Genomic DNA, 20,336 nt, shown 5'->3' on the forward strand with positions numbered 1-20,336 from the left:
AGGGAGGTGCGCGCCGGTGGGACGGAATTCGGATGCGATCGCCGAGGGTGTGGCGATCGCCACGGCCGCGGCGCGTTTGACGATCCGCAACCACATCCTCGTCGAGACGATCGCGCACGACGAGCAGTTCGACGCCGCCTCGTTCGCCTCGTTCGCGCACGACACGCTCATCGCCCTGGCCGTCGAGCAGGAGGCCGCCGCAGACCTCGCCAAGCGTCAGCGCAAGAAGGCGTGGGGAAAGTTCAGCGATCCCGACGGCACCCACGACTACCGCGACCGCGACACCCGCAACCTCCGCCGGCGGCACAAGCAGTACGTCGGCGTCGCCAAGGAGCTGCGTCAGCGCGCCGAAGACCCGCACGCCGTGCGCACCCTCGTCGAGCAGTCGCGGGACGCTGCGTGGGGTGACGTCGAGGCGAACCTGCAGCGGCGCCTCATCGTGGAGGGCATGCGCCCCGACCTCGATCCCGACTACGAGCGCATGCGCACGGCTCGCATGCAGTCGCTGCGGCTCGTCGACCTTCCGAAGCTCGCTGCGCACCGTCGTCATCTCGCCGACGGCGACAGGGGAGCGGCGGTCGAGCCGGTGCCCGAGCGGTCGCCGCGCATCGGCGGGATCGACGCGAGCGAGTTCGATTCCTGACCCGCGAGACCCCTGCTGTGACCGGACACGCCCGGGATGCGGGCCGTTCCGGCCTCGATTAGGGGAAGCGGCAGGACTCGGGTAATCTGGACGACGGCTTGAGCGACAGCAAGAGCCGGGCGCCCGTAGCTCAATGGATAGAGCATCTGACTACGGATCAGAAGGTTAGGGGTTCGAGTCCCTTCGGGCGCACACTGTGTTGAGACAGTAACGATCGAAAACCCGCGGATCTCCGCGGGTTTTCGTGGTTTCTGGGACTCGTGTGCCGGGGCTGTTCGGGTTCGAAAGGTTCACAATTTCGAGGCCGTGCAGGCTGTCCAGGGAATGCTGAGGCGATGCGGCGGCCGTTCTGATATCGATCAGATGGTCGGCGGACCTGCGCACGGTAATTCCTCCCGAAGTTTCCGGGCGGCGTCGTACCGGCTTGTCGCGTCGAGCTTGACGCGGATATTGGCGACGTAGTTCGCGATCGTCTTCTCGGAGATGCCGAGCCGTTCACCGATGGCCTGGTTGCCGAGCCCGTGACGGAGCAGGTCGGCGACATCACTTTCGCGCGCGGTAAGGCGGTACCGCTTGGCCGTCTCGTCACGGTGGGAGGTCGTCGGCGCCTGGATGCGGACGCCGCTTCCGAGGATGCGTGCGCCCGCCATCGCTGCGTCGATCGCGGCGAGGATCTGCTCGGGTGCGGCATCCTTCAGTACGTATCCATCGACACCGGCGTCGAGGGCGCGCTCGATGGAGGCGTTGTCGTCGTACATCGTGACGACGATGATCTTTACCTGGGGTGACTCTGCGCGCAGTCGGCCCGCGACCGCCGAGCCGTGGAGCTCGGGAAGTCCGAGGTCGAGGATGACGAGGTCGGGCCGGTGAGCGCGGACAGCCTCCAGCACCTCGGCACCGCTCGCGGCCTCTCCGACCACCTCGTGTCCGGAGGTCGACAGCAGGAAGGCGAGACCGCGACGGAAGACCGGGTGGTCGTCGATGATCAGGACGCGGGTCATGTCGCGCCTACCGGGAGCGCGGCGGCGACGCGCAGGCCGCCGAGCGGAGAGGTCTCCAAGTCGAAGCGTCCACCCAGGTCGTTGACCCGGTCGCGCATCGATGCCAGTCCGAGGCCCGGCCGCGCGGTGTGTGTGATGCCGTGCCCGTCGTCGTCGACGTGCACGAGGAGTGTGTGGTCGTCGATTGTGACAAGCACCTCACAATTGCGGGCGCCGGAGTGCTTCCGCGCGTTCGTGACGGCCTCCTGCACGATTCGAAGTGCCGCAACCTCGACCGCCGCGGGAAGGTCGAGCTGCGCGGTCGGAGCCGCCACACTGACGCGCAGACCGTCGGTCGACCGCGCGCGGGCGCGGATGGCCGCGACCAGGCCGTCGGCGTCGAGTACGGGCGGGCGCAGGCCGTGCGCGAGGGCGCGGGTCTGGTCGATCGCGGCTTCGACGTCGGCCACCATGGTGCGGGCGGTGCCTGCAAGGGCGCCGTTCGATGCTTCGAGGAGCCGGACCACGCCGGATGCCGTCAGTCGAAGCCCGACGAGGGTGGGGGCGAGCTCGTCATGGAGGTCTCGCCGCAGGCGCTTGCGTTCCTCTTCGTGCGCGCACACGAGCGCGGCACGGGCATCGACAAGGTCGTTCACGGTGCGCGCGGCGTGGAGGGAAGCTGCGGCCCGCTGCGCGAGCTGATCCAGCACCCTGCGATCCGTTCTCGTCAGCCCCGTTTCGCCGGTCCGCGCAGACACGGTGATCCGAGCGATCTCGACCCCCGCGTATGGCACGGCCACGACCTCGTCGGGTGCTCGCGCATCCGACGACACGGCCTCGCCGCTGGTCCCGGAGCGGAGCCCCGGGCCCGAGACGATGGTGCGCGCGGATCCGAGAGCCCGCGCCACGACCTCGGCGATGACCTGAGGTGCGTCGGTCGGGTCGTCGGCCGCGCCGAGCACACTGTCGAGTGCCCGCACCGCCACGGCGGGCGACATTCGCCCGTGGTAGACGAACCACGCCGCTATGCGTCCGCCGACGAACCAGAGCGGGACCGCGACGACGCCCGCGGCGATGGCGGCAGGCCATGGATGCTGCGGGAGCCACCCGACGACCAGGCCGACGAGGATGACCGTCGGGACTGCGACCACGATGACACGGACGACCTCGAACAGCACGACGTCCACAGGAGCCAGACGAGGAGCAGCGATGCCGACGGCGAGCGCGACCGGCGATGCGATGACGAGGGTCGTGACAAGCGCGTCAACCCAGGGTCCGGAGTTCGCGATCGTCGTGCTCGACAGCGCGGTCGCCGCTACGACGACAGACATGCCGCCGAATGTGACGATCGCTCCGAGCACGGCCCACCGGACGCCCTCGCGCTCCGATGTGGAGAGCCGACGGAGATAGCGGACGACCGTGCCGATGATGAGGACCGTCATCGCGAACGGCACGAGGATCAGATACCACGACTCGTCCAGCGCCGCCGTGCCGACCACAGCGAGACCGGCCGCGCCGGCTACGACCGATACGACCGGGATCCACAGCCAGCGGGGGACGACGCGACCGCCTGGGTATGAGGCGAACACGAGCGCATAACCCGTCGCATTGAGCACGCCATCCCATGCGACGTCGGAGGGCTGGACGGACGCGACCGGAATCGCGACCAGCACGAGCAGCACCCCGGCGTCGGCGAGCGTGAAGCGTCGACGTCGGATCACGGCCGCGACGAGCACGGCGACAGCGACCGCGGAGATCACCGCGGCGGCCGTCGAGACGATCGCCGGTTCATTCATCCGCTGAAGTCTGACGCATCGGTCGGCGGCGACGCCAGAGCGCGATGCCCAGCAGAACGAAAGCAGGAATGAAGGCGAACTGGACCGGGAGGAAGGAGAACGTGAAGCCCCCGATGATCAGCATCGCCAGCACGATCAACAGGATCCCTGTCAGCCGCCCAATGATCCCGCGTCGCGGGCCGGTCACACCAAGCCAGACGAGCCACGCCGCCGTGCAGCATGCTGCGACGGTGAGCGCCGCGCCGGTCGCAATGTTCACAGCCCACAGTGCGGCGACCTGCGCGCCCTCGTCGGCTCCGGTATGTACGAGGTTGGCAGCGACGAAGCTGTACATGCCGAGGGAACCGGCACCGGACAGGAAGTAACCCCCCGTGCCGATCATGCCGAGGGCGGTGCCCGCGCGCCCCCACGGCGAAGTGGTGTCGACGGTCGCCACCACGGTCAGGAGCACGCCAACGCCGATGAGCGCGAAGATCACCGCCCCCGAGACCCCCCACCACTCATGCTGAGAGATGTCGGCAGGACGAGGGTACGGTGCCGTGTCCTCCTCTCCCAAGATGGCCATCACGACGCTCCGGAAGGTCGGAAGGAGCACGTACCCCGCCGAGACGACGAGCGCCCCGAGCGCTCCGGTCCTGAGGTCCTGGGCGCTCGGTCTGGCAACGAGGGCTTCATGGGTCTGAAAGGCCATGTCGGCCTCCTCTCGGTTGGTTGGCCCATCCCACACGGAAACCTTCCCGGGAGGACAGTGCACTTTCCGCCCGGCCCCCGACGTCGTGGCGGCTCCCCGACGTCGGGGGCTGAGGGACCGCGGTCCGCATCCTGGCAACGCGAAATGTGTCGCTCGATTCAGGCGCGGCCGATCAACGGCTTCGCGTGATGCGCCACGTGGTGTCGTCGTCTCGGATCCCTATTCGGGCGGTGCCCGCTGGTGGGGCCTTCGCGTGCGGATGGGCCTGTCGGGAAGACGTGACCCTGTCAGTCCGGGAATGCTTCAGGGTTCCCTGGTCCCAGGTGCCGCGAACGCGGCTGGGCGAAAGGACAGGACCATGACGACTTCTCTTCGGGTTGCGGGCTGGGGCACTCTCGGCTTCGCACTCGCGTTCTTCGTGACGTTCACCCTCAATGCGTTGGTGAACACCCTCGTGCCGCTGGCCGAGCATCCTCTGGCGTCAGACATGGCCGATCAGCATTGGGGAGGCGTGCTGTTCCTCTCCACGTGGTCGAGCGCGGGCATTGCTCTCGGTGTCGCAACGATCGGACTTGCGGCCATCGTCTGGCCCGATGGAGGGCAGGTGGCACGTCTCTCGCATCTGTTCGGCGCGATTGCGACTGCTGGTTGGCTGCTTAGTGGGGCGGCGAGCTTCGCGCAGCGCACCACCCTGCTCAATGACAACATTGCCGCGGCCTCCGCCGATCCCGCGGCCGAGAACGCCGTCATCGAAGGCCTCTTCGTCGGAGTCCATACTGGTGGCGTGCTCTTCGCGGTTGCCGCATTGCCGTGGCTCGGCATCGTCGCCGTGGGAGCCGCGGGCCATCTGCCACGGACCGTCGTGGTGCTGTTGTGGGTGGCGGCGGTTGCATCGTTCGCGGGATTCGTCGCGCTCGGCCTGCAACTGGGGTTCCTCGTGGTGATGCTCGCCTTCGGAACCATAGGGGGCATCCTCCTGATCCGTGCGCGCCGGGCGGCAGAAGCGCCCGTGGAGAAGGCTCCCATGGCAACACCGGCTGCGGCATGATGACGCCATGGAAATCGCGGTCGCCGTCCTGATCCAGGCGGTGTACTGGCCGCTCGCCGCGGTGCTGGTGTGGCGAGCGGTCCGTCGCCGCGCCCCGATGCTCGTTGCCATCCTGGTCGCGGTGCTCCTTGCGGCTGGCGCGATCGCAGCGCTCGATCCGATGTCAGAAGCCACGTTCAGCCGCGTCCCGATCGGCATCGGGAACGCCACGATCGCCGTGTTGCTCGCCGTCTTCCCCGACGGGCGGGCGGTACCGCGATGGATCCTCATTCCGGCCGCTTTGGAAGTCGGGATTCAGGTTGGGAATCTGGCGAGCGGCCTCGCATGGGAGAACCGGCAGCCCTGGTGGCCGATCCATTTCGCGGTGCTGTGGACGGTGATGCTCCTCGCCGGACAGCTCTATCGTTACCTGCGCAGGTCGAGCATTGAGGAACGAACTCAGGCGCGCTGGCCGCTCCTGGGCATGATCACCGTGATGCTCGGATTCCTGGTGTGGATGGTGGCGGGAGCCGGCGGCATCCCTGTATCGAGCGTCTGGGTGGCGAACCTGCTGAACGCCGTTCTGGCTCCGACCTTCGCGATCGGACTGCTAGCGCCGCGAACAGCGCCGGTCGACCTACTCCTGGCGTGGGTGATCACGGGCGGTCTCTGGCTCATCGCCGTCGGTTCCATCGCGGCCGCGTCCGTCAAGGTATTCGACGCGTGGATCCCGGATGCTGCGCCCTGGCTGGCGGCGATGGTCAGTGCGACGGGCGGCCTCTTGCTCGCGATAGTCGCGCGGTGGATCGGAAGGCGTACCGCCTTCGGTCGCCTCACCAGCCCGGTGCGCGCCGTGGCTGAGCTGGGTGATCGGCTCGGGGCATCCATCGACCCGCGAGATGTTCCACGCCACATCGTCGACACCGTCACGGACGCACTTCACCTTCGAGGGGTTCGGGTGGCCAGCCCGTCCGGACTTCACGCTCACGTGGGCGAGGAGCCGCTTGGCGCCGAAGCCGTGGACATCCCCATCCGGTACGCGGGGCTCACCGTGGGAACCCTCACCGCTCTGCCCCGCCTAGGCGATGCGGCTCTGACGCCGCGTGACCGGGCGACGCTCGAGCGGATGTGCCGCCAGGCCGGTCCCGCCCTGCACAACACTCAGGTGCTCGCCGACCTCCTGGACGCCAGGTCACAACTCGTGTTCGCGCGTGAAGAGGAGCGCAAGCGGCTGCGCCGTGATCTTCATGATGACCTGGCCCCCACCTTCTCCGGTCTCGGACTCTCCGCCGCCGCCGTCGAAGCGTTCGCCCGGGCAGGCGATGAGCGCGCGGCGGCCGCTGCAGCACGACTCGTGGAAGGGTTCTCATCAGCATCCCGTCAGTTGCGTGATGTCGCCTACGACCTGCGCCCGCCCGTGCTCGACGATCGCGGTCTGGTGGAGGCCATCCGTGAGCGCGTCGGTTCAACGGAGCACCCGGTCGTCACCGTTGAAGCCGACACCACGCTCCCCGCTCTCCCCGCGGCAATCGAGGCTGCGGCTTTCCGCATCGCTCAAGAAGCGGTGGCGAACGTCAAGCGTCACGCATCCGCATCCCACTGCGTCGTATCGGTTGCCTCGGGGCCGGATGCACTCCGGATCGTAGTGACCGATGATGGTCGCGGCATCGCCCCGGAGTCGACAATCGGTGTCGGCATCCAATCGATGCGGGAGCGCACCGACGAAGTCGGGGGGACACTCACGATCGACCGTCCCCCCGCGGGCGGAACGAGGGTCGTCGCAGATTTGCCGCTCCTGAGCCCCACTCCGGTCGCCACCATGAGCGGGAGACCATAAGTAGTCATGTCAGCAACGTTCCTCGTCGTCGATGACCATCCGGTGTTCCGGGCTGGAATCGCTGCGCTCTTTGAGTCGGCAGGCTATCGGGGCCTCCCGCACGCCGCGTCGGCGGCGGAGGCGGTCGCCCTCGCGAGAGCGCATCAGCCCGACCTGATCATCATGGACCTCGGCCTGCCGGACGAGTCCGGGATCAACGCGACCGCGCAGATCATCGGCGAGCGGCCCGAGACAAGGGTCCTCGTCGTGACGATGTACGACGACGACGGGACTGTGCAGCAGGCACTTCGGGCGGGTGCGGCGGGCTACATCGTCAAAGACGCAGCGCATAGCGAGATCCTTGCCGCAGCCGCCGCGACACTCCAGGGATCGCTCGTGCTCGGCGCCTCACTCGCACGCTACGACCAGCCCCTCGTCGGCGTACCGGAGCGTGACAATCCCTTCGGGCTCACACCCCGCGAGACGGAGGTCCTCGATCTCGTCGCACGGGGGCTGACGAACAACCAGATCGCCGCGCGGCTCGGACTATCAGGCAAGACCATCGCAAACCTCGTATCAATTCTCCTGGTGAAGTGCGCAGCAAGCGATCGAGTCGACCTGGCCGTCATTACTCGCCGCTCAGCCACCTGACAGAGCCAGCCGAAACGCAAGATGTCGGCGCGCACCATCCCTCTGCGGGCACTGTGCGCGGTGGGCGCCGATCCGCGCAGTGGGATCCCGGCGGGCAGGCCTACTGCCCGAGGTTCTCGCGCATCTCCCGGTACGACCCCGTGTCCAGCACCTCGCCCGTCGCTTCGTCGACGAATTCGACGATCACATCGATGTCGTCCGGAGCGACGCCGTTGATCTGCTGGTAGAGCGCGCCCTGGACGTAGAACCCGAGTGCAAGCGAACTCTCCAGCGCGCCGTACTTCGCAGCATCGACAGACACATTGACCGGCGTCATCGCGTCGTTGAACTCCACCCCAGTCACGGAGTTCGTGTCGTCCGCGATCAGCTCATCTGCGGCGTCCTGCGCTGACGAGAGCATGCGATCCTCTTGCGGGCATTGCACGCAGCGGGGTCGGCGGTGCGCACCGGAGCGGCATTTCTGATTGGGTCTAGGCTCCCGCCGGTTGTCCGAGGTAGCGGCACCGATCCTGGGCATATGGGCGCAAGCACCCGCAGGATGGGGGCAACCCGCCGGAAGCTGTCTGGGGCCGAGATGGCTGGCCCATTCGGTGCGGCCACGTCGAAGTGAGGACGCGGTGTCCCTGGAGGCTGGGACACGTCCGGCGCGAGAGTGAACGCGGGGCGGCAGGGCGCCGCCGGAAGAGAGCTCATCATGACTGCGATCAGATCCGCACACGTGGATGCCGGCGAGTCATCCCGGTTTCCTGCAACCACGACCGCCCGGTGGGGTTCGTGGATGCTGGCGGTATCGCCGCTGTACTTCGTCCTGCTGGTCGTTACGAACGTGGGCGTGCTGGCGTCGAACGGGATCGGCATGTTCGAGGACATCACACGTGCCCAGATGGATGCACTCGGCTTCGGCTGGGTCCTCGTGAGCACGTTCTACCCGCTCGCGTTCATCCTGGGCGGGGTCGGCGTCATCCTCTGCGCCGTGTCACTCACGGGCCTCCCGGGCGCACGCGGATGGTCGTGGTCGGCCGCGACCGCCGCCGCGCTCGCTGTTGTCCTGCACCTCCCGATCGCGCCGCTGCGTATCGCGGCGATGGGCTTCACCGAAGACCGGCTCGGCGACAACGCCGCCTACGTCCTCTGGGATCCGGTGGGATACATCGCCAACTACATCATCATCGCGTCGACGATCCTGTTGTGCGTCGCTGTCTTCGTGGGCACGGCGCACAAGCGCGCGGGGATGGTGATCGGCGGTCTCACCGCGGTCTACCTGGTCGCCGGGCTCGCGCAGCTGCCGCTGCCGCCGTTCGTCATCTCGTTCCTGTGGGCGGCGCTGGGCATCGTGTGGCTGCGAGGCATCCGCGTGGATCGGCCGCAGCCCTAAGGTGAACGCATGATCACGGCGATGCCCGCATCGACGACCCGCGCACGCGCATCGACCGCGACCGCGCGGGTCGTCGGCATCGTGCTGGTCGCGTTCTTCGCATTGTGGGGCCTCGGCGGGATCGTGCTGTTCGCAGTGAGCTCCGGCGGCGAGGCATCCACTATGCTGGCGCTCCCTGCATCCGAGACGGATGCCGCGCTGTCGGCACTGGGCTGGTCGTCGCCGGCGGTGCTGACTGTCGTCGTGGTGGCCCAGACGGCGGCGCTGGTCACGACGACCATCGCAGCGGGCTTCATCCTGGCGTCGCCACACCCCACCGTGTACACCACCTCGCTCGCGGTGGTGATGGTGCTCTTCGTGGCGACGGGGACCACCGCCGCCTCAGGCTGGACGACCGCGCTTCCGCAGTCGGCGGGCGTCTCGGATGCCGCGACCGCGGTCGCGTCGATCGCGTTCCTCGCCCTTGCTCCGCTGTTCCCGACCGGCACTCCGGTACCGCGATGGGGTACCGCGATCGCGGCGACGTGGCTGGTGTTCGGTTCGGTCTCGCTCCTGGTGCCGTGGTGGACTCTCGGAGACGTCTGGATTCTCGCCGGCAGCGCCACCGCGCTCTCCCTGGTGACGCTGACGATCGTCGCGCAGGTGCTCCGGTTCCGCCACCACTCCGATCGCACACAGCGGCAGCAGACGAAGTGGGTGCTTCTGTCGCTTTCGCTGTTCCTGCTGAGCCTCGTCCCCGTGTTCATCACACCCCCTGGCACGATCGATGCGATGAGCGGACCGGGCGGTGTCGCCTTCCAGATCATCCGCGGATTGATCTTCATGGTGCTGTTCACGCTCATCGCGGTGTCGATCGCCCTGGCGATCACGAGGTATCGACTCTTCGATGTGGACCTCGTGATCAGGCGCACCGTCGTCGCCGGCACGCTCGTGCTCCTTGTGGGTCTGGTCTATGCCACTGCCGTGGGGCTCGCCGCGCTGGTCTGGCAGGGGTCAGGGGTGGTGGCCGCGGTTGCCACGACGATCGTGGTCGCCTTCGCGGCACATCCCGTGCGTGTGCGACTCGAGCGCGCCGTGATCCGCGGGGTATATGGCGAACGGGGCGACCCGTACGGCGTCGTCGCACGCCTGAGCGACGACATGCGGCGACTCACCAGCACCGCAGAGATCGCCGAACACGTCGCCGATGTCATCGTGGGCGACCTGCGCTACTCCGGCGCGACCGTCGACGTCGACGTCGCCGACGTCGTCCGATCGTTCGACCGAGGCGACTCGACCGCACGTGTTGTCACCCGTATCCCGCTCGTGCATGACGGCGAGCGCATCGGCGAACTCATCGTCCGCGCGGACGCCGGCGACACGCTGAGCGCGGCCACCAGTCGACTCGTCGAATCCGTGGCCACGCAGGCCGCGCTCGGCATCGGAGCCGCGCGAGCCGCAGAAGAGGTGAGGAAGTCGAGGGAGAGGATCCTGCTCGCGCGTGAGGAGGAGCGACGACGCCTGCACCGCGACCTGCACGACGGACTGGGACCCGGGCTGGCAGGCGCCAGACAACGCGTCGAGGCCGCGGTCAGCCTTCAGAGTTCGCACCCTGACGCGAGCAGGAGGCTGCTGCAGGAGGCCAGCGACGCGATGGCGGACCTGCTCGCCGACGTCCGCGACCTCGTCCATGGGTTGCGCCCGCCCGCCCTGGACGAACTCGGTCTCTCGCAGGCCGTGCTCCTCGCTTCGCGCCCCCTCGCCACCGGCGGCATGCCGCAGATCACCGTGGCCCCAGCCCCCGCCGACCTGCCCCCGGCAGTCGAGGTCGCGGCGTTCCGCATCGCCCTGGAAGCGATGACGAACGCCGCCCGACACGCGAACGCAAGGTCGATCGGGACCACCTTCGAGCGCACGGCTGCGGCTTTGATCGTCGCTGTCGCCGACGACGGCGACGGAATAGGCGACGCGGCTCCCGGCACCGGCCGCCACTCGATGCGGGAGCGTGCCGAGGAGCTCGGAGGGAGCCTGCGGGTCACAACGCGCCGCACGGGAGGCACTCTTGTTCGTGCTGAACTGCCCTTGCAGGCGGAGGGACCGGAATGAGCGGCATCCGTGTGGTGGTGATCGACGATCATCCGTTCTATCGCGAGGGCGTGAAGTCGATGGTCCCCCTGATCGACGCCGGGATCGAGGTCGTCGGCGAAGCGGGCGACGGAGCGGAGGGGATGGCGGTCGTGGCCCGACTCGAGCCGGACGTCGTCCTCATGGACTTGTCGATGCCCGGTATGGGCGGTCTCGACGCGACACGCGCGCTCAGGGCGAGCCACCCCGACATCGCAATCCTCGTACTCACGATGATGAAGGACGACTCGGTCATCGCAGCGCTCGAAGCGGGCGCCGGCGGATACCTCCTGAAGGACGCCACCGTCGAGGACGTCTGCCGGGCGATCCGCTCGGTGCACCGGGGCGAGCTCGTCGTCGACGGCCCGCTCGCGGCGCGCCTGCTCGGCCGCATACGAGCGTCGAATGCGTTCGAGGCATCCTTCCCCCAGCTCACGGCGCGCGAACGAGACATCCTCACGCTGCTGGCCGAGGGAGTCGGCAACGCCGACATCGCCCGACGGCTCTTCCTCACCCCGAAGACCGTCCGCAACTACGTCTCGACACTCGTCGCCAAGCTCGGGGTCGACGATCGCGAGCACGCGGCAGCGCTGGGACGCGCTGCACGATGACGGATGACCACGCTGCGCCGATAGGCAACGATCCTTCAGCGGGCACTGCACGTTCGCGGTCCCTCGCAGGCGGCGCGAGCCCACGAACGGCATCCCTAGACGGACCTGGGCGCGACGACAGGCGGCGAATGGGCACGCGGGCTGTCGAAAGGTCTGAGCTGATCGCTGCGCGGCCGCATCCGTTTGCGCGGAGGCGTCCGTATGGCGGGGCGCAGGAGGCATTCCCGTGCGGTGAGTTGAAGCATTTCGGGCTGACCGACAGGGTTTCGTGATCCGGTCTCACTGTTGTCCCGGGAATCTTGGCCGCCAGTATCGGTCCAGCCGCAGATGGGCGGTGTCGATCGAAAGGACCGTTCATGACCGAAACATCTCTCGCGACCGTGGATGCTCAGGCCTCCGCTGTCCGTTCACGCGGCCTGCAGATCGCGGGCCGTGCCGCCGTCGTCGCATCCGTCGCATGGCTGACCGAGCCGATCGCGTTCATCGCGACGTTGTTCAACCCCGACAACATGGATCCCGATCAGACGCTTGCCGAGTTCTGGAGCGCTGGGTTGCCGTTCACCTACTTGGTGGGAGTGGGTGAACTCGTCTTCGGCGTGACCCTCGGGCTGCTGGTGTTCGCCGCCGACGGCTCACGGCCGCTTGCGCCGACTCGCCGCTATGCCGTCGCGGTTGCGCGGGGGCTTGGGCTGCTCGCCGGCGGCGCGATGGTCGTGGCCGGCGCGACCTCCCTGACCGGAAGCGGCCTGGCGGGCATGTCGCTCACGATGATCCCGGTGGACGATGAAGGGGTTCGCTGGCTCGCAAGGCAGAGCTTCACGATCGTGCACGAAGCGCTCCGGCTGACAGCCTGTCTCGGGTTCGGGGCATGGCTGACCATCCTCGCGCGGACGGGACGCGCCGACGGTCTCATCGGACGAGGGGTTGCGGTGACGATCGTCATCGCGGCGGTGCTGATCGCGGTGCCGGGGGCAGCCACGGGGCTCCTCACCGGCATGAATCTCGTGCTGCTCGCGCTGATCCCGCTGGCGGTGGCGTTCCTGCGCCGGTCGCGGTCTGCCGCGTTGTAGTCGCGGCAGTCGTTCTGCTGTCACAATCGCTCGCATGGACGACGTCCTGCTGCTGGTGAGCCGCCTCGCCCTCGTCGCGACGGGGGCGGGCGGCGCACTGGTTGTGCTGATCGCGGCCGGGCGGCGGAGGATCGCCTGGCTTCCGGCGGTTCCCGCCGCGGTCATTCTGGTCGGGTACGCCGGCTCGTCTCTGCTCACCCTCGATTCTCCGGCCTGGGTCCTCGGGATCGTCGGGATCGCCTGGTTCGTCGGTTTCCCGCTTCTGGCGGCGACGTTCCCGGATGGCCGATTCGTGCCGCGCTGGTCCGTGTGGGTGGTCGCCGCGTCCGCGCTGCTTGTGACTGTGGACGCCGCGACGGGCTTCGCCCTGCGCGACGCACCGTGGTGGGGTGCTGTCGCGTCCCTCGAAATGGTTGCCGTAGTCGTCGCGGTCGCGTTGCGATACCGGCGCAGCGCGACGACCGTGGAGCGTGAGCGGGTCCGGTGGATTCTGCTGGGAGTCGTCGTCACTGTGACGGCGTTCATGGTCATCCAGGTCGTTGACGGGGTCATCGGCGGTCCGTCGCCGGCTTCGACCGGGCGAGCGAACCTCGCCGGCATTCCGCTCGCGGTGGGCTTGGTGATCGCGGCGGCATGGCCACGGGTGTGGAATGTGGATGCCGTCTTCCGAGGCGTGCTCGTGGTCATCGGCGCGGGATGGGTGATGGGCGGCGCGTTCGCGGCCGGGGCGGCGCTGGCCCGGTGGGCGGGTCAAGACCCGGTCGCCGCGGCGGGCTGGAGTGCAGTCGGTGTCGCGCTCGTCGCCTACCCGGCGATCCGGCTCGCTACCCGGGCCGCGACGTGGCTCGTGTTCCGAGACCGGCTGACACCCGATGCCGCCGTCGCGCTGCTGGGCGCCGCGCTGGAAAATGACACCCCCGCGTCCGTCCCCGAGCGCATCGTCGCGATCGCGCAACGGGCCTTGGGTTCGCCGTTCGTGCGGCTGATCGCAGCGACCCGTACGGACGCGGGCGATCTCGACGCCCGATCCGGCGACGGGGTCTCCTCCCCGCAGACGCTGAGTGCCGTGCCGGTGAGCTTTCGCGGTGAGGTGTTGGCTTCACTCGAGGCAGCCCCTCGAAGTGGTGAATCAGAACTGTCGACGCGTGATCGGTCCACCCTCGCTGCCATCGCTCATCACGCCGGCCCTGCACTGGATGGTGTGCGGGCGCTGCGCACCGCGACGCGGGCGCAGGCGGAACTCGTGATCGCCCGTGAGGAGGAGCGCCGCAGACTACGCCGCGAGTTGCACGACGATCTCGGCCCCACCCTCACCGGGCTCGCGCTGAGCGCCGCCGCGATCGCCCACCAAGCTGAACCGCTCAGCCCGCCGCTGGCGGGTGCGGCACGCGAGTTGCAGGAAGGCATCGGCGACGCTGTGGCACGCTCGCGAGAGATCGCGCACGGCCTACGGCCCGCGATCCTCGACGACCACGGGCTGGCCGCCGCCATCAGGGATCGGGTGGGCGGTGCACCCGATGTCCACCTCGAGCTTGGTGAAATCGACGACGTGCCCGCGGCTGTGTCGCTCGCCACCCTCCGCATCGTGCAGGAAGCGGTGGCCAACGCGCGGCGGCACGCTGTGGCAACCAGTTGTGCGGTGACTGTCGTGCCAGAACGTGGAGGTCTTCGCATCGAGATCGTTGACGACGGAATTGGGATGCCGCGGACCCCTGTGGCCGGGGTCGGATTGCGCTCGATTCGCGAACGCGCCGCCGAGTTGGGGGGTCACGCCCGCTTCTCGCGCCCCTCAGTGGGAGGAACGCGGATCAGCGTGTGGCTCCCCGCCGTGCTGTCCGGCCAGGTCGTGTCGTGATCCGGGTGATCGTGGTCGACGACCACCCAATCTTCCGGCGCGGACTCATCGCTCTGTTGCGCGCCCACGACATCGAGGTCGTCGGTGAAGCGGGCAACGGGCTGGAAGCGCTCGAGATCGTCACTGCGGAGTCCCCCGACGTCGTCCTCATGGACATCTCGATGCCTGATCTTGGCGGGATCGAAGCGACCGAGCGACTGCTTGCCCTCGACCCTGCCGCGCGGGTCGTTGTCATCACCCTGCACGACGACGAGGCGACGGTCGCGCGCGCACTCGCCGCGGGAGCCAGCGCGTACGTGACGAAGCAGTCCAGCCCTGAGCAGATCCTCGCTGCCGTCCAGGCCGCCGCAGACGGCGCCCTGTGGCTCGGGCCGGGCGTGCCACGGCCACTGCCGAGCAGGCCTCAGCCCGTGCAGGAGACGACCACCGCGCTTCCCGGCCTCACGCCCCGCGAATCGGTGATCGCCGACCTCGTCAGCCGGGGCCTGCCCAATCCGGTCATCGCTGAGCGTCTGCACTTATCGGTGAAGACCGTCGCGAACTACGTCTCGATCATCGCGCTCAAGCTCGGCGCCGACGACCGGGCCAGTCTCGCGCAACAGGTTCGAGCCGCGCGGAGCTGAGCCACCCTTGGAATTCCGCGGGTTTTCGTGGTTTCTGGGCTTCTGATCCGAGCGCGCGACCGTCTGATCCGGAATCAGAGGAGCTGCCGGCTCCGATCGCGTCATCGGGCGCACGCGCACCTCACACCCGGCTAGCCTCGAGGGATGACCTTCGAAGCGAACGACGCCGCATGAGCGTGCACCTCATCGGCGGCGGCGCGACGACCGTTGCGGACGCTCCGCTCCACGCACCGTTCGTGGCGGAGGCCGCACTGCGAGCCGCCCACGTCGGCCGCGCGCGGCCGAGGATCGCGGTGATCTCGCTGCATCCCGAGGCCGAGGAGAAGGCGGCGGCGCTCGGTGAGCTTCTGACCGCAGCCGGAGCAGGAGCCGCCATCGAGCTGCAGCTGATCACGGGGCGGCCGGGCGAGCCGATCGGGCCCGAGGTGATTGGCGATGTCGACGCAATCGCCGTGGGCGGCGGCTACGTGGAGGACGTGCGCGCCGGTCTCGAGCCGGCGTTCGGCGAGCTGCGCAGGCTGGTCGCCGCCGGCGTGCCCTACCTCGGCGTCTCGGCCGGTGCGATGATCGCGGCCGAAGGCTCGCTCGGAAGCGGCTCGCGCATCGGCGGCGTGGTCGTCTCGCCCGAGGACCCCGACGAGCCGGGCGAGGAGCTCGAGATCGAGGCCGGTATCGGCCTCATCGACGTGACCGTCGAGGTCCACGTGGCTCAGCGCGGCATGCTGTCTCGCCTGGTCGCCGCCGTCGAGTCCGGAATGGTCGCCGGTGGCCTGGGCATCGACGAGCGCACCGCACTGATCGTGGGTAACGGCGGGCTCCGGGTGGAGGGAACGGGCAACGTCTGGCGGGTGCTGCCGAGCGAGGGCGGCGTGCTCGTCTCGACGATCGCCAGTTGATCGCGCTCGAGAGACCCCTTCGATCTGAAGATCGCCACCTCCGGCGCATCCGTCCGGCGCTGTATCTCCGCGTGACGTTCGCCGCCTCATCCAGACAGTGTCGTGCTTAGCCTGAATGAGTGAGCATCGTCAACGTCAACGCCCTCCTCGGTCAGCGCTACGGCGCGAGCGCTCCCGTGCTCGTGGACCCTGCACTCTCGTCGTCGGAGACCCTCGGACTGCTTCTTCGGCATCGCTCCGTGCGTGCGTTCACGCGCGATGAGGTCTCGGACGAGCATGTGACGGCGATCATCGCGGCGGCGCAGTCCGCGGCGAGCTCGTCGAACAACCAGTCCTGGAGCGTGGTCGAGGTCCGCGACCGCGACAGACTCCGCCGCCTCGTGACCGAGGCCGGCGGCAGCGACCTCATCGCCGAGGCGCCTGTCGTGCTCCTGTTCATCGCCGACTGGTCGCGGGCATCCGACATCGCCCGCTGGCACGACGAGCCGGCCGGCGCGGCAGCGTACCTGGAGAGCACACTCGTCGGATTCGTCGATGCGGGCATCGCGGCGCAGAGCGCGGTGGTCGCCGCCGAGGCGCTCGGACTCGGCACCGTCTATCTCGGGTCGCTCCGCAACCACCCTGAGGTCACTGCGGCAGAGATCGGGCTGCCTCAGGGTGCGGCGGTCGCGTTCGGCGTGGCGATCGGATGGCCCGACCCGACCGATACGGCGGGCATCAAGCCGCGTCTGGCCCAGAGCGCGGTCCGGTCCCGGGAGACGTACCGGCCCATCGCGCGCGAGGACGTCGAAGCCTACGAGGGCGAGCTCGCCGCGTACAACGCCTCGCAGGGCCGCGGCGGCAGCTGGACCCGACAGGTCGTCGCTCGTGTCCGCGACGTGCGGGGCCTCAACGGCCGCGAGAACGCCCGCGCCGCGCTCGAGCAGCGCGGGCTGCCGTCCCAGTAGGAGCATCGCGAGCGGCGGCGTTCCGGGGTGAAGCCACGAGACACGTCGGCTTCACCCCTACTCCGCCGGTTCGAGCACCCGCGCGAGTTCGCCCCGCAGCCACGGCCCGAGCAGCGCGGAACCGGTCGCGGTGAGGTGGTGCTCGTCGGCGTACATGAGCGTGTCGCCGATGATCGCGGGGCACAGTTCGGCGTCGCACAACAGCTCGGTCGGGTCGGCGAACGCGGCGCCCGCGTCTCGAGCACCCGCCTCTTCTCCGGCGATGATCCCGGCCGCGACTGCGACGTCGCGGTCGGTGGCGCACGCGAGCGCATCGTCGGTGTGCGCCGAGAGACAGATCGGGGGTGATGATGCCTGCCCCGGCGTCTCGGCCAGCACGAGCACCCGGGACGACTCCGGGAGGCGCTGGATGCTCGCACGCGTGGCCCCGCGCCAGTGCTGCTCGTCCCTCTCGTCGTCGGTGGCGGGGCCGAGGTGGTCCGCGAGAACGATCACCTCGGGTGAGTGTTCGTGGAGCCACTCCACGGCGTCGGCGCGCCAACTCGCGCACGAGGGGTTCTCCGGGCTGTCCCAGAGCTCGGCGGCCTCGATCGAGCGGCATCCGGACTTCGTGACCGACACGATCCGGACGTCCGACCCTTCGGTCGCCGCGCGCAGGGCCGGGAACCACCGGCCGGCGTGGGAATCGCCGAACAGGGCGACGGTGGTCGCGGCCTCGGGCGGACCGAACTCGCAGGTGATCAGGTCGGCGGATGTCTTGTTCTGCTGGCATCCGTTCGAATACAGCTCGCCCGCGTCGTCGCGCGCGGCCGCGAGCGCCGGCGTCACATTCGACGGCACATACGTCGTGCCCGACGGGGCCGAGCCGAGCTGGACGTGGGGTGCAGGCCGGTCGGATGTCGAGAGCAACTGGGCGACCGCCGGCCCCGCGACGACGAGCGGCACCGACAGCGCCACGACCGTCGCGAGCGCCGTCGCGATCGTCCGCCGCGAGCCCCACTGCCGCGTGCGGAGGTGGGTCAATGCCGGTCGCTCGACGAGCCGGTGGAGGGCATACGCCACCGGGATCGACGCGGCAGCGAGGGCGAGCGTGAGCAGGGGTGGAAGGTTCTCGCCGGGCAGGAACACGCCGGCGGTCTGCAGAGCTTCGGCGGTGATCGCGAGGATCGGCCAGTGCACGAGGTACAGCGCGTACGACCACGCGCCCAGCGCGAGCAACGGCCGCAGGCCCAGCAGTCGGCTGACGGGACCGCCGGCGGAGTGGCCGCCGCTCAGCACGAGGAGCACAGCGCCCGCGACGGGGATCAGCGTCGCGGCGCCCGGGTGGGGGAGCGCTCCGCCCACGACGGCGAATGAGCCCAGGACGAGCGCCAGCCCGGCGCATCCCGCGATCCGGGCGACGGCGGCAGGGACCCGCTCGACGTGGCGCACTGCGACTGCCGCGAGGACGCCGGCGCCCAGCTCCCAGGCCCGGGTCCAGGGGGCGAAGAAAGTCCAGACCGACGCCGGGTCCCACAGGAACGCGACGAGGGATGCGGCGGAGAGCGCGCCGATCACCGCGGGCAGCGCCCGGACGCAGCGGACGCTCGTCGCCACGACGATGAGGAGCAGGGGGATGACGAGGTAGAACTGCTCTTCGACGCCGAGCGACCAGAACTGCTGGAACGGCGACGGGGCCGTGCCCTGCAGGTAGTCGGTCTCGAGCACGGCGAACCGGAGGTTCGGCACCGACGCCGCAGACGCGGTCGCGTCTCCGACGATCTCGGGGAGGCGCAGCGGTGGCAGGAACAGGAACGCGGCGACGACGGTGCCGACGATCGTGACGATCGCCGCCGGCAGGATGCGTCGCGCGCGTCGGGCGTAGAACTCGCCCAGCCGGATGCCGCCGGTCGAGCGGAGCTCAGCCAGCAGATGGCCGCCGATCAGGAACCCCGAGATGACGAAGAACACATCGACGCCGACGAGCCCGCCCGGCAGCAGCGGGACCCCGGCGTGATAGAGCAGCACCGACATCACCGCGAGCGCGCGCATCCCCTGGATGTCGCCGCGGAAGAACCGCTCCGAGCGCGGTGCGCCCGGCATCGCCGGTGAGCCGGCCTGCTCGGTCTGCTCGGTCTGCTCGGTCACGACCATATGGTGCGCGATGGTACCCGCGCCGGGTGAACCGCCCGTGAACCGGGCGGCTCGGCCGGTGCTCAGCGGCCGGTCGAGGCCCGCACCACGAGCTCGGGCGGGAAGACCGTCTGGCGCGGGATGCTGTCGGGGTCGGCGGCCTCCTCGAGCAGGATGCGCAGCGCCGTGCGCCCGATCATGCGGCTGGGCTGCCGGATCGATGACAGCGGCACGGCGGCTGCCGCGGCGAACGGGATGTCGTCGAACCCGATGATCGCGATGTCGCCGGGCACGTCGGCGCGTCCGTCGACCACCATCGCCTGGAGGAGCCCGAGCGCGAGAAGATCGTTGGCGGCGAACAGCGCGTCGGGCCAGTCCCCGGGCGGGCGCCGCAGGATGCGGTGACCCGCGGCAGCGCCCTCGTCGACGGTCATCGCGTCGGTGGCGATCACCTCGAGGTCGACGTGCGACCCGGCGTTGTCGGCAGCAGCGCGTGCGCCGGCGAGGCGGTCGTTGACCTGGCGGATGTCGAACGGTCCGCCCACGAAGGCGACGCGCCGGCGCCCGGTCTGGATCAGGTGCTCGACGGCGAGGCGGCCCCCGGCCACACTGTCGACCGACACCGACGAGAAGCGTCCGTCGCCGCTGAAGCGGTCGACCAGCACGGCGGGGATGCCGCCCGCCCGAAGGCTCTGCAGTCGCGGAGTGACGTCGCCGTACGGGGCGATCAGGAGCCCACGCACCTGCTGCTCCTGGAACAGGTCGATGTACATGCGCTCGCGCTTGGGGTCCTCGTCGGTGTTGCCGTAGAGGATCGCGATCGAGTGCTTGGTCGCCTCGTCTTCGGCGCCGCGCACGACGTCGGTGTAGAAGGGATTCTGGCCGTCGAGCACGACGAAGCCGACGGTCGTCGACACGCCGGCGCGCAGTTTGCGCGCCGCGTCGTTGCGCACGTAGCCGAGTTCGTCGATGGCGCGGGTCACGCGATCGACCGAATCCTGCGAGACCTCGTCGGGGCGGTTGAGGACGTTCGACACGGTTCCGACGGAGACGCCGGCCAATTGCGCGACATCACGGATGCTGACCGCCACGGCACCTCCATCCTTCATCGGATCACGATCTGGTCACTCTCGTTCAGCG

Annotated in this window: 18 protein-coding genes and 1 tRNA gene; 13 read left to right on the forward strand and 6 right to left on the reverse strand. The window is 69.3% G+C overall.

Annotation, left to right across the window (positions count from 1 at the left end):
* Positions 1-16: 16 nt before the first annotated feature.
* Complete coding sequence (locus tag JOD63_RS00565) at positions 17-643, forward strand: hypothetical protein (protein ID WP_045276415.1); 627 nt, start codon at positions 17-19, stop codon at positions 641-643.
* A 119-nt stretch (positions 644-762) separates the two neighbouring features.
* Positions 763-835: transfer RNA gene (locus JOD63_RS00570), tRNA-Arg, on the forward strand.
* A gap of 167 nt (positions 836-1,002) precedes the next feature.
* Here the strand turns inward: JOD63_RS00570 and JOD63_RS00575 are convergent.
* From JOD63_RS00575 to JOD63_RS00585, 3 genes are read right to left on the reverse strand one after another with little or no spacing between them, the layout of a single operon-like run.
* Complete coding sequence (locus tag JOD63_RS00575; RefSeq protein ID WP_045276416.1) at positions 1,003-1,644, reverse strand: response regulator transcription factor; 642 nt, start codon at positions 1,642-1,644, stop codon at positions 1,003-1,005.
* Positions 1,641-3,419 (reverse strand): sensor histidine kinase, encoded by a 1,779-nt coding sequence (locus tag JOD63_RS00580; protein ID WP_052682565.1) that lies wholly within the window; start codon positions 3,417-3,419, stop codon positions 1,641-1,643. The genes JOD63_RS00575 and JOD63_RS00580 overlap by 4 nt, the downstream gene beginning before the upstream one ends.
* Entirely contained in the window at positions 3,412-4,110 is a 699-nt protein-coding gene (locus JOD63_RS00585; RefSeq protein ID WP_045276417.1) for a hypothetical protein, read from the reverse strand. Before JOD63_RS00585 ends, JOD63_RS00580 begins: the two co-directional genes overlap by 8 nt.
* 358 nt (positions 4,111-4,468) lie before the next feature.
* Between JOD63_RS00585 and JOD63_RS00590 the strand changes: the two genes are divergently transcribed.
* Genes JOD63_RS00590 through JOD63_RS00600 form a run of 3 tightly spaced genes read left to right on the forward strand, consistent with a single transcriptional unit; the run spans position 4,469 to position 7,604 of the window.
* A complete protein-coding gene (locus JOD63_RS00590) occupies positions 4,469-5,158 on the forward strand; it encodes a hypothetical protein (protein WP_045276418.1) in 690 nt (229 codons plus the stop codon).
* A gap of 7 nt (positions 5,159-5,165) precedes the next feature.
* Positions 5,166-6,974: a sensor histidine kinase gene (locus JOD63_RS00595; protein WP_045276419.1), complete on the forward strand. Its 1,809-nt coding sequence runs from the start codon at positions 5,166-5,168 to the stop codon at positions 6,972-6,974.
* A gap of 6 nt (positions 6,975-6,980) precedes the next feature.
* Entirely contained in the window at positions 6,981-7,604 is a 624-nt protein-coding gene (locus tag JOD63_RS00600; RefSeq protein ID WP_045276420.1) for a response regulator transcription factor, read from the forward strand.
* A gap of 100 nt (positions 7,605-7,704) precedes the next feature.
* On the opposite strand, the gene JOD63_RS00605 is transcribed toward JOD63_RS00600, so the two are convergent.
* Positions 7,705-8,004, reverse strand: coding sequence for a hypothetical protein (locus tag JOD63_RS00605; RefSeq protein ID WP_045276421.1), 300 nt, complete (start codon positions 8,002-8,004; stop codon positions 7,705-7,707).
* A gap of 378 nt (positions 8,005-8,382) precedes the next feature.
* Between JOD63_RS00605 and JOD63_RS00610 the strand changes: the two genes are divergently transcribed.
* The 8 genes from JOD63_RS00610 to JOD63_RS00645 all read left to right on the forward strand — a co-directional run bounded on the left by JOD63_RS00610 (position 8,383) and on the right by JOD63_RS00645 (position 17,084).
* Positions 8,383-8,979, forward strand: coding sequence for a hypothetical protein (locus JOD63_RS00610; protein WP_045276422.1), 597 nt, complete (start codon positions 8,383-8,385; stop codon positions 8,977-8,979).
* A 9-nt stretch (positions 8,980-8,988) separates the two neighbouring features.
* Entirely contained in the window at positions 8,989-11,064 is a 2,076-nt protein-coding gene (locus tag JOD63_RS00615) for a sensor histidine kinase (RefSeq protein ID WP_052682566.1), read from the forward strand.
* On the forward strand, positions 11,061-11,693 hold the full coding sequence (locus JOD63_RS00620; protein ID WP_211088014.1) for a response regulator: 633 nt from the start codon (positions 11,061-11,063) through the stop codon (positions 11,691-11,693). The genes JOD63_RS00615 and JOD63_RS00620 overlap by 4 nt, the downstream gene beginning before the upstream one ends.
* Before the next feature lie 356 nt (positions 11,694-12,049).
* The gene (locus tag JOD63_RS00625) at positions 12,050-12,763 is read left to right on the forward strand and encodes a hypothetical protein (RefSeq protein WP_045276423.1); all 714 of its coding nucleotides are present in this window, start codon (positions 12,050-12,052) and stop codon (positions 12,761-12,763) included.
* A 34-nt stretch (positions 12,764-12,797) separates the two neighbouring features.
* On the forward strand, positions 12,798-14,618 hold the full coding sequence (locus JOD63_RS00630) for a sensor histidine kinase (RefSeq protein WP_052682567.1): 1,821 nt from the start codon (positions 12,798-12,800) through the stop codon (positions 14,616-14,618).
* On the forward strand, positions 14,615-15,241 hold the full coding sequence (locus JOD63_RS18135) for a response regulator transcription factor (protein ID WP_045276424.1): 627 nt from the start codon (positions 14,615-14,617) through the stop codon (positions 15,239-15,241). Before JOD63_RS00630 ends, JOD63_RS18135 begins: the two co-directional genes overlap by 4 nt.
* Before the next feature lie 170 nt (positions 15,242-15,411).
* Positions 15,412-16,137, forward strand: a complete 726-nt coding sequence (locus tag JOD63_RS00640; RefSeq protein ID WP_045276425.1) for a Type 1 glutamine amidotransferase-like domain-containing protein — start codon at positions 15,412-15,414, stop codon at positions 16,135-16,137.
* 119 nt (positions 16,138-16,256) lie between these two features.
* Positions 16,257-17,084 (forward strand): nitroreductase family protein, encoded by an 828-nt coding sequence (locus JOD63_RS00645; RefSeq protein WP_211088015.1) that lies wholly within the window; start codon positions 16,257-16,259, stop codon positions 17,082-17,084.
* A gap of 57 nt (positions 17,085-17,141) precedes the next feature.
* Here JOD63_RS00645 and JOD63_RS00650 read toward each other — a convergent pair whose 3' ends face one another.
* Both JOD63_RS00650 and JOD63_RS00655 read right to left on the reverse strand, forming a co-directional pair.
* Complete coding sequence (locus JOD63_RS00650) at positions 17,142-19,211, reverse strand: acyltransferase family protein (RefSeq protein ID WP_169748415.1); 2,070 nt, start codon at positions 19,209-19,211, stop codon at positions 17,142-17,144.
* Positions 19,212-19,279: 68 nt separating this feature from the next.
* Positions 19,280-20,305: a LacI family DNA-binding transcriptional regulator gene (locus tag JOD63_RS00655; RefSeq protein ID WP_245243860.1), complete on the reverse strand. Its 1,026-nt coding sequence runs from the start codon at positions 20,303-20,305 to the stop codon at positions 19,280-19,282.
* Positions 20,306-20,336 lie beyond the last annotated feature (31 nt).

The sequence above is a fragment of the Microbacterium terrae genome (assembly GCF_017831975.1).
In the GTDB taxonomy this organism is placed as follows: domain Bacteria; phylum Actinomycetota; class Actinomycetes; order Actinomycetales; family Microbacteriaceae; genus Microbacterium; species Microbacterium terrae.

Excerpts from the sequence above, each read along its gene's own strand:
- JOD63_RS00640 (WP_045276425.1), top strand. The coding sequence starts at position 15,412 with ATGAGCGTGCACCTCATCGGCGGCGGCGCGACGACCGTTGCGGACGCT.
- JOD63_RS00590 (WP_045276418.1), top strand. The coding sequence starts at position 4,469 with ATGACGACTTCTCTTCGGGTTGCGGGCTGGGGCACTCTCGGCTTCGCA.
- JOD63_RS00600 (WP_045276420.1), top strand. The coding sequence starts at position 6,981 with ATGTCAGCAACGTTCCTCGTCGTCGATGACCATCCGGTGTTCCGGGCT.
- JOD63_RS00620 (WP_211088014.1), top strand. The coding sequence starts at position 11,061 with ATGAGCGGCATCCGTGTGGTGGTGATCGACGATCATCCGTTCTATCGC.
- JOD63_RS00585 (WP_045276417.1), bottom strand. The coding sequence starts at position 4,110 with ATGGCCTTTCAGACCCATGAAGCCCTCGTTGCCAGACCGAGCGCCCAG.
- JOD63_RS00595 (WP_045276419.1), top strand. The coding sequence starts at position 5,166 with ATGGAAATCGCGGTCGCCGTCCTGATCCAGGCGGTGTACTGGCCGCTC.
- JOD63_RS00615 (WP_052682566.1), top strand. The coding sequence starts at position 8,989 with ATGATCACGGCGATGCCCGCATCGACGACCCGCGCACGCGCATCGACC.
- JOD63_RS00580 (WP_052682565.1), bottom strand. The coding sequence starts at position 3,419 with ATGAATGAACCGGCGATCGTCTCGACGGCCGCCGCGGTGATCTCCGCG.
- JOD63_RS00625 (WP_045276423.1), top strand. The coding sequence starts at position 12,050 with ATGACCGAAACATCTCTCGCGACCGTGGATGCTCAGGCCTCCGCTGTC.
- JOD63_RS00575 (WP_045276416.1), bottom strand. The coding sequence starts at position 1,644 with ATGACCCGCGTCCTGATCATCGACGACCACCCGGTCTTCCGTCGCGGT.
- JOD63_RS00605 (WP_045276421.1), bottom strand. The coding sequence starts at position 8,004 with ATGCTCTCGTCAGCGCAGGACGCCGCAGATGAGCTGATCGCGGACGAC.
- JOD63_RS00655 (WP_245243860.1), bottom strand. The coding sequence starts at position 20,305 with ATGAAGGATGGAGGTGCCGTGGCGGTCAGCATCCGTGATGTCGCGCAA.
- JOD63_RS00610 (WP_045276422.1), top strand. The coding sequence starts at position 8,383 with ATGCTGGCGGTATCGCCGCTGTACTTCGTCCTGCTGGTCGTTACGAAC.
- JOD63_RS00630 (WP_052682567.1), top strand. The coding sequence starts at position 12,798 with ATGGACGACGTCCTGCTGCTGGTGAGCCGCCTCGCCCTCGTCGCGACG.